Origin of the sequence: Pseudomonas sp. BNK-15 (genome assembly GCF_047456105.1) — a bacterium.
In the GTDB taxonomy this organism is placed as follows: Bacteria; Pseudomonadota; Gammaproteobacteria; order Pseudomonadales; family Pseudomonadaceae; genus Aquipseudomonas; species Aquipseudomonas putida_E.
This window is the reverse complement of the sequence record NZ_CP179898.1, coordinates 3,920,485-3,935,040: the sequence shown is the minus strand read 5'-3', so window position 1 is coordinate 3,935,040 and position 14,556 is coordinate 3,920,485. Positions and strand designations below refer to the sequence as shown.

15 protein-coding genes are annotated in these 14,556 nt (G+C 62.7%); 11 read left to right on the top strand and 4 right to left on the bottom strand.

Annotated elements, in window-relative coordinates; genetic code table 11:
- The first annotated feature begins 7 nt into the window (after positions 1-7).
- Entirely contained in the window at positions 8-1,477 is a 1,470-nt protein-coding gene (gene nuoN / locus ACMGF5_RS17940) for an NADH-quinone oxidoreductase subunit NuoN (RefSeq protein ID WP_115275303.1), read from the top strand.
- A 74-nt stretch (positions 1,478-1,551) separates the two neighbouring features.
- On the opposite strand, the gene ACMGF5_RS17935 is transcribed toward nuoN, so the two are convergent.
- The gene (locus ACMGF5_RS17935; RefSeq protein WP_080952154.1) at positions 1,552-1,827 is read right to left on the bottom strand and encodes an ogr/Delta-like zinc finger family protein; all 276 of its coding nucleotides are present in this window, start codon (positions 1,825-1,827) and stop codon (positions 1,552-1,554) included.
- Positions 1,828-2,028: 201 nt separating this feature from the next.
- Between ACMGF5_RS17935 and ACMGF5_RS17930 the strand changes: the two genes are divergently transcribed.
- Positions 2,029-2,415 (top strand): helix-turn-helix domain-containing protein, encoded by a 387-nt coding sequence (locus ACMGF5_RS17930; RefSeq protein ID WP_119688649.1) that lies wholly within the window; start codon positions 2,029-2,031, stop codon positions 2,413-2,415.
- Here ACMGF5_RS17930 and ACMGF5_RS17925 read toward each other — a convergent pair.
- Both ACMGF5_RS17925 and ACMGF5_RS17920 read right to left on the bottom strand, forming a co-directional pair.
- Positions 2,412-2,774: a hypothetical protein gene (locus tag ACMGF5_RS17925; RefSeq protein ID WP_115275305.1), complete on the bottom strand. Its 363-nt coding sequence runs from the start codon at positions 2,772-2,774 to the stop codon at positions 2,412-2,414. The genes ACMGF5_RS17930 and ACMGF5_RS17925 overlap by 4 nt on opposite strands.
- Before the next feature lie 7 nt (positions 2,775-2,781).
- On the bottom strand, positions 2,782-3,030 hold the full coding sequence (locus ACMGF5_RS17920; protein ID WP_119688648.1) for a response regulator transcription factor: 249 nt from the start codon (positions 3,028-3,030) through the stop codon (positions 2,782-2,784).
- 230 nt (positions 3,031-3,260) lie between these two features.
- On the opposite strand from ACMGF5_RS17920, the gene ACMGF5_RS17915 reads away from it, so the two are divergent.
- On the top strand, positions 3,261-5,327 hold the full coding sequence (locus ACMGF5_RS17915) for a TonB-dependent receptor family protein (protein WP_414157017.1): 2,067 nt from the start codon (positions 3,261-3,263) through the stop codon (positions 5,325-5,327).
- Positions 5,328-5,355: 28 nt separating this feature from the next.
- Here the strand turns inward: ACMGF5_RS17915 and ACMGF5_RS17910 are convergent, their stop codons facing one another.
- Positions 5,356-6,420 (bottom strand): AI-2E family transporter, encoded by a 1,065-nt coding sequence (locus ACMGF5_RS17910; protein WP_414157016.1) that lies wholly within the window; start codon positions 6,418-6,420, stop codon positions 5,356-5,358.
- A gap of 128 nt (positions 6,421-6,548) precedes the next feature.
- Here ACMGF5_RS17910 and yegQ point away from each other — a divergent pair, with 128 nt between their 5' ends.
- The 8 genes from yegQ (at position 6,549) to ACMGF5_RS17870 (ending at position 14,366) form a co-directional block, all read left to right on the top strand.
- Positions 6,549-7,910, top strand: coding sequence for a tRNA 5-hydroxyuridine modification protein YegQ (gene yegQ / locus ACMGF5_RS17905; RefSeq protein ID WP_115275307.1), 1,362 nt, complete (start codon positions 6,549-6,551; stop codon positions 7,908-7,910).
- A 116-nt stretch (positions 7,911-8,026) separates the two neighbouring features.
- The gene (locus tag ACMGF5_RS17900; protein ID WP_115275308.1) at positions 8,027-8,455 is read left to right on the top strand and encodes a DUF411 domain-containing protein; all 429 of its coding nucleotides are present in this window, start codon (positions 8,027-8,029) and stop codon (positions 8,453-8,455) included.
- Complete coding sequence (locus ACMGF5_RS17895) at positions 8,455-8,892, top strand: YqaA family protein (RefSeq protein WP_039604685.1); 438 nt, start codon at positions 8,455-8,457, stop codon at positions 8,890-8,892. Before ACMGF5_RS17900 ends, ACMGF5_RS17895 begins: the two co-directional genes overlap by 1 nt.
- A gap of 75 nt (positions 8,893-8,967) precedes the next feature.
- Entirely contained in the window at positions 8,968-9,966 is a 999-nt protein-coding gene (locus ACMGF5_RS17890; RefSeq protein WP_119688646.1) for an alpha/beta fold hydrolase, read from the top strand.
- Between the two features lie 252 nt (positions 9,967-10,218).
- The gene (locus ACMGF5_RS17885) at positions 10,219-11,508 is read left to right on the top strand and encodes an NAD(P)/FAD-dependent oxidoreductase (RefSeq protein ID WP_281868582.1); all 1,290 of its coding nucleotides are present in this window, start codon (positions 10,219-10,221) and stop codon (positions 11,506-11,508) included.
- Entirely contained in the window at positions 11,501-12,052 is a 552-nt protein-coding gene (locus ACMGF5_RS17880; protein ID WP_012313746.1) for a helix-turn-helix domain-containing protein, read from the top strand. Before ACMGF5_RS17885 ends, ACMGF5_RS17880 begins: the two co-directional genes overlap by 8 nt.
- Before the next feature lie 9 nt (positions 12,053-12,061).
- On the top strand, positions 12,062-13,417 hold the full coding sequence (locus ACMGF5_RS17875; protein ID WP_281868581.1) for a glutamine synthetase family protein: 1,356 nt from the start codon (positions 12,062-12,064) through the stop codon (positions 13,415-13,417).
- Between the two features lie 118 nt (positions 13,418-13,535).
- Positions 13,536-14,366 (top strand): alpha/beta fold hydrolase, encoded by an 831-nt coding sequence (locus ACMGF5_RS17870; RefSeq protein ID WP_119688643.1) that lies wholly within the window; start codon positions 13,536-13,538, stop codon positions 14,364-14,366.
- Positions 14,367-14,556 lie beyond the last annotated feature (190 nt).

Here is a 14,556-nt window from a genome sequence, read left to right as displayed (position 1 = left end):
GAGCGCTATGGAATTCACCACTCAACACTTCATCGCATTGGCGCCGATGCTGATCACCACCATCACCACGGTGGTGGTGATGCTGGCGATCGCCTGGAAGCGCAACCACTCGCAGACCTTCCTGTTGTCCACCGTGGGCCTGAACCTGGCCCTGCTGTCGATCCTGCCGGCGCTGAAGGTCGCGCCGCTGGCGGTCACTTCGCTAATCACCATCGACAAGTTCGCCTGCCTGTACATGGCCATCGTACTGGTGGCCACGCTGGCCTGCGTCACACTGGCTCACGCCTATCTCGGTGAAGGCTCCAAGGGCTTCCCCGGCAACCGTGAAGAACTCTACCTGCTGCTGTTGATGTCGGCCCTCGGTGGCCTGGTGCTGGTCAGCGCCAACCACCTGGCCGGCCTGTTCATCGGGCTAGAGCTGCTGTCGGTGCCGGTCTATGGCCTGGTGGCGTACGCCTTCTTCAACAAGCGTTCGCTGGAAGCCGGCATCAAGTACATGGTGCTGTCGGCCGCAGGCTCGGCCTTCCTGCTGTTCGGCATGGCCCTGCTGTATGCCGATGCCGGTAGCCTGAGCTTCGACCAGATCGGCAAAGCCCTGGCCGCCACCAGCATGCCAAGCCTGGTCGCTCAGCTGGGCCTGGGCATGATGCTGGTCGGCCTGGCCTTCAAGCTGTCGCTGGTACCTTTCCACCTGTGGACCCCGGACGTCTACGAAGGCGCCCCGGCGCCAGTCGCCGCGTTCCTGGCCACCGCGAGCAAGGTCGCGGTGTTCGCCGTGGTCGTACGCCTGTTCATGCTCTCCCCTGCTGCCAGCAGCGGCGTGCTGAGCACCGTTCTGGCGGTGATCGCGGTCGCCTCGATCCTGGTCGGTAACCTGCTGGCGCTGACCCAGAGCAACCTCAAGCGTCTGCTCGGTTACTCGTCCATCGCCCACTTCGGCTACCTGCTCATCGCCCTGATCGCCAGCAAGGGCCTGGCCATGGAAGCGATGGGCGTGTACCTGGTCACCTACGTGATCACCAGCCTGGGTGCGTTCGGTGTCATCACCCTGATGTCCTCGCCTTACGGCGGCCGTGACGCCGATGCCCTGTACGAGTACCGCGGCCTGTTCTGGCGCCGCCCGTACCTGACGGCAGTGCTGACCGTGATGATGTTGTCGCTGGCCGGTATCCCGCTGACCGCTGGCTTCATCGGCAAGTTCTACATCATCGCCACTGGCGTCGAGTCGCACCTGTGGTGGCTGGTCGGTGCCCTGGTGATCGGTAGCGCCATCGGCGTTTACTACTACCTGCGCGTGATGGTCACCCTGTACCTGGTCGAGCCGAACCTGCGCCGCCACGATGCGCCGCTGAAGTGGGAACAGCGCACTGGCGGCGTCATGCTGCTGGCGATCGCCATTCTCGCCTTCGTACTGGGTGTCTACCCGCAGCCGTTGCTGGAAATGGTCCAGCAGGCTGGCCTGCAACTGATCGGCTGATCGAACAGGCAATAGCAAACACCCCGCTCATGCGGGGTGTTTTTTTATCTGTGCTGCAAACCGTGCCGGCTACGCTACCGTTCCGCTTGCCTGCCTGACGCAACATCGTCACTGCGGCGCAGTGCCGTCCTGCGTAAATCACTGCTGGCCGATGGCAAGTACACATCCGGATTAGGCATTCCACTGGGTGACAGTTCATGGGTCATTTCGAACTCGGCCCTCACCGACCAACCACACGCCTCCGTGGTGCATTGCAAATAGGCCACTCTAAGGAAAATATGGCGACCTTCGCTGGTGCGTATGCGCATCCGGCTATGGCAGTGAGGGCAGACCAGTTTGTAAGTACTCACGGTAGATACCTGTTAAGGCCGAGCAATGGCAGAAGCTGTAAGGTTGATCGTCCATTTGTGTCAGTATTGCCTACTGTATAAGAAAGGCTTTTCATCAAACTGCTGTTCATGCCGATAAAGTTCCTCATATTGCAGGGTTATTATTCATAACGAGTAGTTTAAGCCCAGGGAATGTCATTAAACCAGCAATGGATATCTGTTATGAGTAGCCGTTTTTTCGCCTCGGTGCTGGCCCGCCTCAAGCAACTTACCCAGTCCGAAAGCGACGCTCAGCTGGCCCGAGCGCTTGGTATAAGCCCGCAGACACTGAGCAGCTGGAAGGTACGCGAGAGCATTCCATACTCATTATGCGTAGATATGGCCCGGCAGCATGCCTGCTCGCTGGACTGGCTGCTGATGGGTGAGCGCGAGCGTACCTTGCACACAGGTGAAAGCTGGGAAGATGACATCCTCGAACGTTTGCGCAGCCTTTCATTCGCCGACCGCGAGGCCACGCTGCTGTACATCAAGGACAAACAGCGCATCCAGGAGCTGGAGAAGAAACTGGATGCACTCGCCTACCGTGTGCCGGATACCTCCGAAGGCTAACTGCGACGGCGCCAACGCTGCACGATTTCACGAAGGTCCACCGAGTCCAGCCACACCATGACCTTGAGGCTGATCGGGACCACCACGACCGCCGCCACGAAAGCAGCCATGCCCCGGGAAAGCATGGGGGCCAAAGCTTGCAACAGCGGCTCGAACAGGTAGCCCACGCCAACGGTGAGAAGGGCCAGCAAGGCTTGCTTGCCCAACGTAAGCCGCTTGCGCGAAACGATGACCAGCCGATCACGTGCCGCGCTGACCAATAAAGCGCCCAACACTGCACCGAAAAGCACCCGCCCGTCGCGCTCGAGCCACTCAACAACGCAGGACAGGGCACCATCAATCAATGCGACTTCATTCATGAGTGCCTCACTGCTCTGCAAGCATGCCGTAGCGAATGGCCTTGATCACGGCGGCGACCCGCGTGGATACATCGAATTTGCGCATGATGTTGCCCACATGGAAATTTACCGTCGACTCCTGGCACTGCAGGATCCGACCGATTTCCCACGAACTCTTGCCATAGGCACACCACAGCAATACCTGCTGCTCTCTGGGGGTCAGGCGAATAGGCGTATCCGCATGGCTATCTTCGATCTGTTGCGTGTTGGCACTCATCACCGAACTCCAAAAAATCATCGCCAGTTCACGTCAGCTATCAGGCTGACGCGGTAGGACTCCACCTTACGAATCCCAAAACACGTGTTCCATTCATACGGTTTGTAAATCGCCGTCCTACACACCCGTCCTCAAATGGCTGCTTTCAATTAAGTGAAACTCTCCGTGCTCTGCACGGCGTTTCGCTCGTCACAACGCCGTTGCCTGCCCTTTTCACCTGGAGTTGTACGATGCGCCCCGTGTTGCCCCCCTCACCTTGCCTTGGCCTTGTGGCCCTTTTCACAGTCGCCCAGCACGCGTCAGCTGCACCTGCGGTCGAACTGGGCGAAGTGCTGATCAGTGACGAAGCACATAGCGAACTGGAAGACGCCCGCGCGCGCCTGCAGGCAGTACCCGGCGCCAGCAACCTGGTGGACATGCAGCGTGTGGGGCTAGGACGGGTGGCCAGCAACCAGGACGTGCTGGCCTACCAGCCTGGGGTGTTCGCACAGTCTGCAGGTAACGATGGCATCAAGCTGTCCATCCGCGGGTCAGGCATCAACCGTGCGCCCGGAGCCCACGGTTCAGGGGTGTACACGATGTTCGACGGCCTGCCGCTGACCGGCCCGGGCGGTACACCTTACGAGCTGTTCGAGCCGCTGTGGCTGAGCCGCGCCGAAGTGCTGAGAGGGGCCAACGGTTTCGATCAGGGCGCGCTGGCACTGGGTGGCGCAATCAACTATGTGACGCCTACCGGTTACGACGCCGCGCCATTGCAGGTGCGGTACGAGGCCGGCAGCCGCGGCTATCAGCACAGGCACGTCAGCTCGGGTCAGGTATTGGGCAACCTCGACTACTACGTGGCCCTCACCGATTCGGAATACGACGGCTACCAGGCGCACAGCAGCGGCAGCGCCAAAGGCATCGCCGCCAACGTGGGTTATCGTTTCAACCCCAACCTGGAAACGCGCTTCTACCTGCGCTACCGGGAAACCGAGAATGAGTTGGCCGGGCGCCTGACCAAGGACCAGATCAAGCACGACCCGCGTGCCGCAAACGCCGCCTACCTGGCGCGCGACGACAGCCGGCCGCAACCGGGCAGTACCTGGGTGGCCAACAAGACCACCTTCTACCTTGAGGACGATGCCCGGGTGGAAGCCGGGCTGGTGTACCACGACTTCCCCATGGACCTGCGCGAAGGCCCGATGCGCCTGAAGGTCGCCTACACCGATGTCAGCGGCACCCTGAACTACATGCGCCGCGACACCTTGCTGGGCCATCAGAGCAACACCACCGTGGGCTGGCGAACCACCAAGCACCTGCCCAACAGCGGCGCCTCGCAGTTTGCCCGTACCACTGGCGACAACTTCGGCGCACGCAGCCGCGACTTCAGCTATCAGGGGTCGGATACTGTCCTGCATGTCGGCAACGATCTGGAGCTGATCCCAGACCTGTGGCTGACCACTGGCTTGGCGATGATCTATACCCGCCGTGAAAGCGCAGTCACCTATCCACAGAACGGTGGCAAGGTCAGCCAGCATGACTGGGACTACGCACCGCGCCTGGGCCTGCGCTACGACATCAACCCGCAACTGCAGGTGTATGGCAACCTGAGCCGGTCCGTCGAGCCACCCCACCCATGGTCACTGATCTGGAGCTCCACGGTCGCCACGCAGCCGATCGAACTGCAAAACCAGACAGCCACCACGCTGGAACTGGGCGCGCGCGGCGATTCGGCCCTGGGCCGTTGGGACCTGGCCTGGTACTACTCGCAAGTGCGCCATGAACTGTTGGCCGTTGAAATCGAGGCAGGCCTCCCGGCCAAGGAGGTCAATGCCAGCGCCACCGTGCACCAGGGCGTCGAAGCCGGCCTGGACAGCACCCTCTGGGAGCACCCTGGCACTGGCAAGCTCAGCTTGCGCCAGGCCTACACGTTCAGTGATTTCCACTACCGGGACGATGACACCTTCGGCGACAACCGCCTGCCTGGCATTCCCATGCATTACTACCAGGCCGAACTGCGCTACGACTGGCCAAGCGGCTTCCATGCCGGGGTCAACACGCAGATGGCGTCCAAGGTGCAAGTCGATTACGCCAACAGTTACCACGCCGACGCCTACGCCCTGCTCGGTGCGCGCCTGGGCTGGGACTCGCCGAAACAGGACTGGCAGACCTGGCTGGACCTGCGCAACCTGACCAACAAGCGCTATGCGGCGACGGTAACGCCGGGGTACGACGATGCAGGGCAAGACATTGCCCGGTCGACGCCAGGGGAAGGGTTTGGCGTATACGCCGGGGTTTCATACAGTTTCCGTTGAAGCGCTGCCTGGGCTGCGCAGCAGCCCCCTATTGAGGCAACTGCACCTGCGGCTTGGTCGCGGCGAAAATGCCCCAGCTCGACATGAACAGCGCCGCGATCAGCGGCCCGATCACAAACCCGTTGAGCCCGAATACGGCCAACCCACCCAAGGTGGACACCAGGATCAGGTAGTCGGGCATCCGCGTATCCTTGCCCACCAGGATCGGCCGCAGCAGGTTGTCCACCAGGCCAATCACCAGCACGCCAAACGCGGTCAGGATCACCCCTTGCAAGATCGCCCCGGTCAACAGGAAATACGCCGCCACCGGCGCCCAGATGATCCCCGCGCCCACTGCCGGCAGCAGTGACAGAAACGCCATCATCACCGCCCAGACCAGCGCGCTGGGAATATCCAGCACCCAGAAGATGAAACCACCCAAGGCGCCTTGGGTGATCGCCACCAGCACATTGCCCTTCACCGTAGCGCGCACCACACGGTTGAACTTCAACTGCAGGCGGCGCTTCTGGTGCTCTGGCAGCGGCACGGCCAGGCGTACCCGCCGCGCCACGTCCGCGCCCTCACGCAGAAAGAAGAACAGCAGGTAAAGCATGATGCCGAAACTGATCAGAAACTCGAAGGTGCCCTGGCCGAAACTGAAGGCCTGGGTGGCCAGCATCTCGCTGCCCTGAGTGGCCCATTTGGTGATCTTGTCGCGCAGCCCCTCCAGGTTGCCCATGCCCATGCTGTCCAGGCTGTGCTGCATGAAAGGCGGCAGCATGTTCATGCCGCGCTCGACATAGCCGGCGATATCCAGTTGCCCGCTCTCGATGCGCTGATAAAGGGTGGCGCCCTCCTGCACCAACAAGGCGCTGGTGATGATCACTGGCAAGATGGCCACCAACAGGCAAATCAGCAAGGTGGTCGCCGCCGCCAGGTTACGCCGCCTGCCAAAGCGCATCAGCAGGTTTCGCTGCAGCGGCGCGAACAGGATGCCGAGGATCACCGCCCAGAAGATGGCGCCATAGTACGGCAGCAGGATCCAGCCGAAGGCAATGGTCACCAGCGCCAGCAATACTGCCAGGGCCTTGTTCTGCAAAGCGGTTTGGTTCATGGCGGTTCCTCGTGAGTGCTGAACATTAGTGCACACCACTTTGGTAAAAGTGCCATGCCCACCTTGATTCAAATCAATACGCGCAACGCAGGCCGGCCTTAGCATCCGCGCCTTTGCCCGGTGCGCACATGAACATCCCCGCCAAGCCTGAACTGCTGGCCCCTGCCGGCACCCTCAAGACCATGCGCTATGCATTCGCCTACGGCGCCGACGCGGTCTACGCCGGCCAGCCCCGCTACAGCCTGCGGGTGCGCAACAACGAATTCGACCATGCCAACCTGGCGCTGGGCATCCAGGAGGCCCATGCACAGGGCAAGCGCTTTTACGTGGTGGTGAACATCGCGCCGCACAACGCCAAGCTCAAGACCTTTCTCAAGGACCTGGCGCCGGTGATCGACATGGCGCCCGATGCGCTGATCATGTCCGATCCCGGCCTGATCATGCTGGTGCGCCAGCACTTCCCGCAGATGCCAGTGCACCTCTCAGTACAGGCCAATACGGTCAACTGGGCCAGCGTGCAGTTCTGGCAGCAACTTGGCCTGAGCCGGGTGATCCTGTCGCGGGAACTGTCGCTCGAAGAGATCGGCGAAATCCGCCAGCACGTGCCTGACATGGAACTGGAAGTGTTCGTCCATGGCGCCCTGTGCATGGCGTACTCTGGGCGCTGCCTGCTGTCGGGTTACCTCAACAAGCGTGATGCCAACCAGGGCACCTGTACCAACGCCTGCCGCTGGAAGTACAACGCGACTCCCGCTACCGAAAACGCTGCCGGCGACATCGTGCGCGAGGTCGAGCCGACGCTGGGCCTGGGCGCACCGACCGATCAGGTGTTCCTGCTGCACGAAAGCAATCGCCCCGGTACAGAAATGCCCGCCTTCGAAGATGAACACGGCACTTACATCATGAATGCCAAGGACCTTCGCGCCATCCAGCACGTCGAGCGGCTGGCGGCCATGGGTGTGCACTCCCTCAAGATCGAGGGCCGCACCAAGTCGCACTTCTACTGCGCCCGTGCGGTGCAGTCGTACCGCCAGGCCATTGACGATGCCGCTGCCGGGCGCCCCTTCGACAGGGCCCTGATGGACAACCTCGAATCGCTGGCCCAACGTGGCTACACCGAGGGTTTCCTGCGCCGCCATGTGCATGACGAGTACCAGAACTACCAGCGGGGCAATTCGCTGTCCGAGCGCCAGCAGTTCGTCGGCGAACTGACCGGTGCACGGGTGGACGGCCTGGCCGAGGTCAAGGTGAAGAACCGCTTCGCAGTAGGCGATCATCTGGAGCTGATGACCCCGCGCGGCAACTATCATTTCGACCTGCACAACCTGTACGGTCGTCAGCAGCAGGCCATCGACGTGGCGCCCGGGGACGGCCATGTGGTCTACCTGCCGATCCCGGAGCAGGTAGCGCTGGAATACGGCTTGCTGATGCGCGACCTGTGCCAGGACGAACTGGCTGACAAAGGTGTAATGTCCAGTTCAGCCAGCTGACAGTTGCTGGCCGATAGCATGCCAGCGCACATCGCGCCTGCAAGCCGCCTGCGCTATCCTGCAGCTCATTTGCATGGCGGGCGGGGCGCCTGCCTACCCATAGGAGTCGTTCGACCATGCTGCATAAACACCTGATCGCACTCGGCCTGCTGGCCATCACCGGCCTGGCACAGGCTGGCGAGACCATCGACGTCTACCGCGACCCCAACTGTGGCTGCTGCAAGGCCTGGATCAGCCACCTTCGTGACAATGGCTTTACCGTCAACGACCACGTCGAGCCGAACATGAGCGCCGTCAAGCAGCGGCTCGGCGTGGCGCCGCGGCTGGCTTCATGCCACACCGGGGTGATCGACGGCAAGTTCGTCGAAGGCCACGTCCCGGCCGAGCAGGTGCGCCTGCTGGCCAAGCGCAACGACCTCAAGGGCCTGGCCGTGCCTGGCATGCCGGTGGGTTCGCCAGGCATGGAAATGGGTGATCGCAAGGACGCCTATCAAGTCATCGGGGTAACCCGGGATGGCCAGGACACCGTAGTCGCCAACTACTGATGCTGAGCCTCTGGGCGCTGTTTCTCAGCGCCTTTGGCGCCGCCACATTGCTGCCGCTACAATCGGAGGCGGTACTGGTGGGCCTGCTGCTGCGTCAACCCGACGCCTGGCTGACCCTGTTGCTGGTCGCCACCCTGGGCAACGTGCTCGGTTCGGTGGTCAACTGGTTGCTGGGCCGGGCCATCGAACACCTGCGCGACAAGCGCTGGTTCCCGTTCAGCGCCCGTCAACTCGAACGCGCCCAGCAACGCTATCAGCGCTGGGGGCAATGGTCGTTGCTGCTGAGCTGGATGCCAGTGATCGGCGACCCGTTGACCCTGATTGCCGGGATCATGCGTGAGCCGTTCTGGCGTTTCGTGCTGCTGGTCACGCTGGCAAAGGGCGGGCGTTACATGGTCGTAGCCGTGATTACCCTGGGTTGGTTTCATGCCTGGTAACACCTTTAACGTTTAAGGTGCCTGTGCGGCTGCTAAAGTCGCCAATTCCTACATGGTCCTACACGGAGTGCCCCCATGCTACGCGCAACCGCCCTGGCCTTTGCCTGCCTCATCGGCGCCCCCGCCATCGCCGCCGAATCACCCACCTACGGCAAGCAGCTCGAAGGCTTCAGCTACCCCCACCCCCTCAAGCATTTCGACTTCCAGTCCCAGGGGCAGAGCCTGCAGATGGGCTACATGGACGTGCCTGCCAAAGGCCAGGCCAACGGCCATAGCGTGGTGCTGATGCATGGCAAGAACTTCTGCGCTGCCACCTGGGAAACCACCATCGATGCGTTGAGCCAGGCCGGTTACCGAGTCATCGCGCCCGACCAGGTCGGCTTCTGCACTTCAAGCAAGCCAGGGTATTACCAATACAGCTTCCATCAGTTGGCCAGCAACACCCATGCCCTGCTGGAGCAGTTAGGCGTCAAGCAAGCGATCATCCTCGGCCATTCCACCGGCGGCATGCTCGCCACCCGTTACGCGTTGATGTACCCGCAACAGGTCGAGCGCCTGGCCATGGTCAACCCGATCGGCCTGGAAGACTGGAAGGCCCTCGGCGTGCCCTACCGCACGGTGGACCAGTGGTATGCCCGCGAACTCAAGCTCGATGCCGACGGCGTGCGTGAATACGAGCGCAAGACCTATTACGCCGGGCGCTGGAAACCTGAGTACGAGCGTTGGGTACAGATGCTGGCGGGGCTGAACAAGGGCCCTGGGCATGAAGCCGTGGCGTGGAACTCGGCACTGATCTACGACATGATCTTCACCCAGCCGGTGTACCACGAGTTCAAAGACTTGAAGATGCCAACCCTGCTGCTGATCGGCGACCAGGACAGCACGGCCATTGGCAGTGACATCGCACCGCCCGAGGTCAAGGCGCGGCTGGGCAAGTACAAGGAGCTGGGGCCGCACGTGGCCAAGCTGATTCCACAAGGCGAACTGGTGACCTTCGAGGGCATGGGGCACGCGCCGCAGATCGAGGAGCCACGGCGCTTCAACAACACCCTGATCGAGTGGCTTGGGCGCTGAGGATATGATGGGGCGCATTGGGTGTCGGGGGCTGCCGGGGGCATGCCACGGGCATTTGCTGCGCCCTTTGGATTGAACGCAGCCGTCGCGGCGCATCGCGGGCACCCCCGCGCATTTGTTGCAGCGCGCCACTGATGATAGGCGATGGTTACCATGCCTTGCCTGGTGGGTGCGGTTCATCGACTGGCGCAATGAAAATTCCCTGCTAAATTTTCATGAAAATAATCATAAAAAATTTCATGAGGCCAAGGCATGTTCAAGCAATCCGCCCAGCACGTCGCCAGTTATTACGCCCGCACCTACCCTGCCAGCATTCCCCTGCGCCCTACCCTGCAAGGCCGGCACGACACCGACGTGATCATCATCGGCGCCGGCTTCAGCGGCCTGCACACTGCCCTGCGCCTGGCCCTGGCGGGTAAGCGTGTGACCCTGCTGGAAGCCAGCCGGGTGGCCTGGGCCGCATCCGGTCGCAACGGTGGCCAGGCGCTGCTGGGCTGGTCGTGCGACATGCCGCCCATCGAGAAAGCCTTGGGCGTGGAACGCAGCCGACGCCTGTGGGACAGCATGTGCTGGGCTGCCGACGAAATGCGTGAACTGCCGCAGCGGCACGGCTTCGATATCGATTACCGGGCCGGTAGCCTCTGGACCTCGGTGCTGCCACGCCGGGTGAAAATGCTGGAACAAGCCCTGCTTGATGCCGAACAGAAATGGGGCTACCAGGCCCTGCGCCTGATCGGCCGTGACGAGTTGCCCCAGTGGATCGACAGCCCGCGCTACCAGGCTGCCCTGTACGACGCCAAGGGCGCGCACCTCAACCCGCTGAAACTGGCCCAGGGCTTGGCCAGCGCGATCGAGGCTGCCGGCGGGCAGATCTTCGAGCAAAGCCAGGTACTCGACTACCAGCAGAGCGCCAATGGCTATATCGCCCGCACCGACCATGGCGAAGTGCACGGCGAGGTGCTGGTGCTGGCTTGCAACGCCTACATCGACCGCCTTGACCGCAACCTGTCGCGCCGGCTGCTGCCGGTGGGCTCCTATCAAGTGGCCACCACGCCACTGGACGCGGATTTCGCCCGGTCGCTGCTACCACGCAACAGTTGCGTGATCGACAACCAGTTCGTACCGGACTATTTCCGCCTCACCCCGGACCACCGCCTGCTGTTCGGCGGCGGCTGCACCTACCTGGGCGGCATTCCCAAGGACGTGGCCAGCGCCACCCGCCCCTACCTTGAGCGTGTGTTCCCACAACTGGTGGGCGTTGCCATCGACTATGCCTGGGGCGGGCATATCGACTGCAGCATCCAGCGCACCCCGGACATCGGCCGCGACGGCCAGCGCTACTGGCTGCAGGGCTTTTCCGGCCATGGCGTGCTGCCAACCCTGGCAGCGGCGCGCGCGGTCAGCGACGCGATCCTGGGCGAAGATGACCTGCTGGCGTTGTACCAAGGCATCGACAATGGCCGTTTCCTGGGGGGTGACCTGTTGGCTGCCCCGCTGGAGGCCGCAGCCAAGGCCTGGTACCGGATGCGCGATCATGTCTGAAGACGCCCAGGGCCTGGCCCTGCTGATTCGTGGCCTGCGCAAGCACCGCGGGCTGACCCTCGGCGAGTTGGCGATCAAGGTCAAGCGTTCGCTGGGCTTTCTGTCCCAGGTCGAGCGCGGCCTGTCGCAGCCGACCGTGGCCGACCTCACTGCGATCAGCGAAGCGCTACACGTGCCCACCACCTATTTCTACCAGGCCAGCCAACCGCGCGAACTCGACTGGGTCACCCGCCCCGGTGAACGGCGCACGATCTACTACGCCGAAGGCATCAGCGATGTGCTGGTCTCGCCAACCCTCAACGGCAGCTTTGCGATGCTCGAAAGCCACCTGGCACCCGGCGCCAGCAGTGGCGAGGGGCACCTGGACGACAGCGCCGAGCAAGGCGGTTTCGTTCTCGAAGGCGCGCTGACCCTGTGGCTGGATGGCCACCCGGACGCCGTCACACTCGGCCCCAACGACAGCTTCCAGCTCCCTGCGCACAGCCATTTCCGCTACGCCAACCTGACCGACCAGACGACCCGTGTCCTCTGGGTCTTCCGATGAGAGCACAGCATGACAACGACAACGACAGGCTTTGCCGATCTGCTCAGTGAAGTGCGCGCCTTCCGTGCCCGTTACCCCGAAGTACGCCACGTCGACCTGCTGAGCCTGGACATCCCCGGGCATTTCTACGGCAAACGCTACCCCATCGACATGCTCGAAAAGGTTGCCGCCGGCAGCCCGCTGAAACTCCCGCAGAACTGCGTGCTGCTGGGCGTGCAAGGCGGGCTGTTCCCGATTGGCGACTACTGCTTCAACGACGGCGACCCGGACGCCCTGCGGCGCCTGGTGCCCGGCACACTCAAGCCGGTCAGCTGGGAGCGCGAACCGCTGGGCCAGATGCTGATCAGCTCCGACGGCACCGCCTCACCCATCGAGTTCGAGCCCAGGGAGGTGCTCGCCCGCGTGCTGCAGCGCCTGGAACGGCGCGGCATTCGCCCGGTGGTGGCGTTCGAGCTGGAGTTCTACCTGTTCGACCGGGCACTCAAGCAGGGGCTGCCGCAGTTCCCCCACGACCCGTTCAGCGATGACGCGGACGACCAGCCCAACATGCACATCGAACGGCTGTCGCGGTTCAGCGACGTGCTGCGCGACATGGTCGAAACCGCCAACGCGCAAGGGGTCGACGCCAACGTCATCACCGCCGAGCTCGGCCCTGGCCAGTTCGAGATCAACTTCGGCCACTGCGACGACGGCCTGCGTGCCGCCGACTGGGCCGCCCTGTTCTGCCGCAGCACGCGTGGCGTGGCGCTCAAGCACGGGCTGCGCGCCTCGTTCATGAGCAAACCCTACCTGCAGGCGCCAGGCAGCGGTATGCACGTGCATGTCAGCCTGTACGACAAGGCCGGCAACAACCTGCTGGCGGCCGACCAGCAGCGCCCGCTACGCCATGCAGTGGCCGGTTGCCTGGCCTTGCTGCCGCACTGCATGCCGATATTCGCCGCCAACCACAATGCGTTTCGCCGGTACGGCGCCATGGTCAATGCCGCCAGCCGCGCCAGCTGGGGCTTCGAGGACCGTGATGCGTGCCTGCGCATCCCCGAGTCGGATGCTTGCAATGTGCGTATCGAGCACCGCCTGGCGGGGGCAGATGCCAACCCGTATCTGGTGCTAGCGGCCATCTTGTGCGGTATGGAGCACGGGCTGGATGCCGCGCTGGAGCCAATTGCGCCGCTCAATGACGATCGCGCCAGCGGGGTCGACTTTCCCAAGGACATGCCCAGCGCAGTCGCAGCCATGCGTGGGCACCCGGCCGTAAATGAAGGGCTGGGGGAAGAGTTCGTGATGGTGTATTGCGAGAACAAGCGCCAGGACCACCTGGCGTTCATGCAGGAGGTGAGTGCCCGCGAGTACCGGTGGTTCCTTTGAAACAGATACTGGCCTCATCGCCGGCTTGCCGGCGAAGAGGCCGGTACTGACAAGACAGAAAACTCTCCTATTCTGAATAGCTCACTCGGCAATCCCCCTGCACAGAGGAGACACGACCATGAGCTACGTCACCACGAAGGATGGCGTTCAGATCTTCTACAAGGACTGGGGCCCGCGCGATGCGCCGGTCATCCACTTCCATCACGGCTGGCCGCTCAGCGCAGACGACTGGGACGCGCAGCTGTTGTTCTTCCTTGGCCAAGGTTTTCGAGTGGTCGCCCACGACCGCCGTGGCCACGGCCGCTCCAGCCAGGTATGGGACGGCCATGACATGGACCACTACGCTGATGACGTGGCCGCCGTGGTCGAGCACCTGGGTATTCAGGGTGCGGTGCATGTCGGTCACTCCACCGGAGGCGGCGAAGTGGTGCGCTACATGGCCCGCTACCCAGGCGACAAGGTGGCCAAAGCGGTGCTGATCGCCGCCGTGCCGCCCTTGATGGTGCAAACGCCAGACAACCCCGGCGGCTTGCCCAAGTCGGTTTTCGACGGGTTCCAGGCACAGGTGGCGAGTAACCGGGCACAGTTTTACCGCGATGTGCCGACCGGCCCGTTCTATGGCTATAACCGGCCCGGTGCCGAGCCGGCCGAGGGGGTCATTGCCAATTGGTGGCGCCAAGGCATGATCGGCAGCGCCAAAGCGCACTACGACGGGATCGTGGCGTTTTCCCAGACTGACTTCACCGAAGACCTGAAGAAGATCCAGCAGCCCGTGCTGGTGATGCATGGTGATGATGACCAGATCGTTCCCTATGAAAATTCCGGCCCGCTGTCGGCCAAGCTGCTGCCCAACGGCACATTGAAGACCTACAAGGGCTTCCCGCACGGTATGCCGACAACCCATGCCGATGTGATCAATGCGGACTTGCTGGCCTTTATCCGAAGCTGACGTGATCTTCCGCGCTGGCCTCATCGCCGGCAAGACAGTTGCTCCCTCAGGACTATCACCGGTCTTGAGTACTGTGCAAAACCTGTGAGGGCGGGCTTGCCAAGCGAAGAGGCCGGCACTGGCAACGCATCCCGCCCGGGATTACCATGGTGCCCTTCTAGCGCGGCAGTTTGCCGCACCCTGCCTGCCT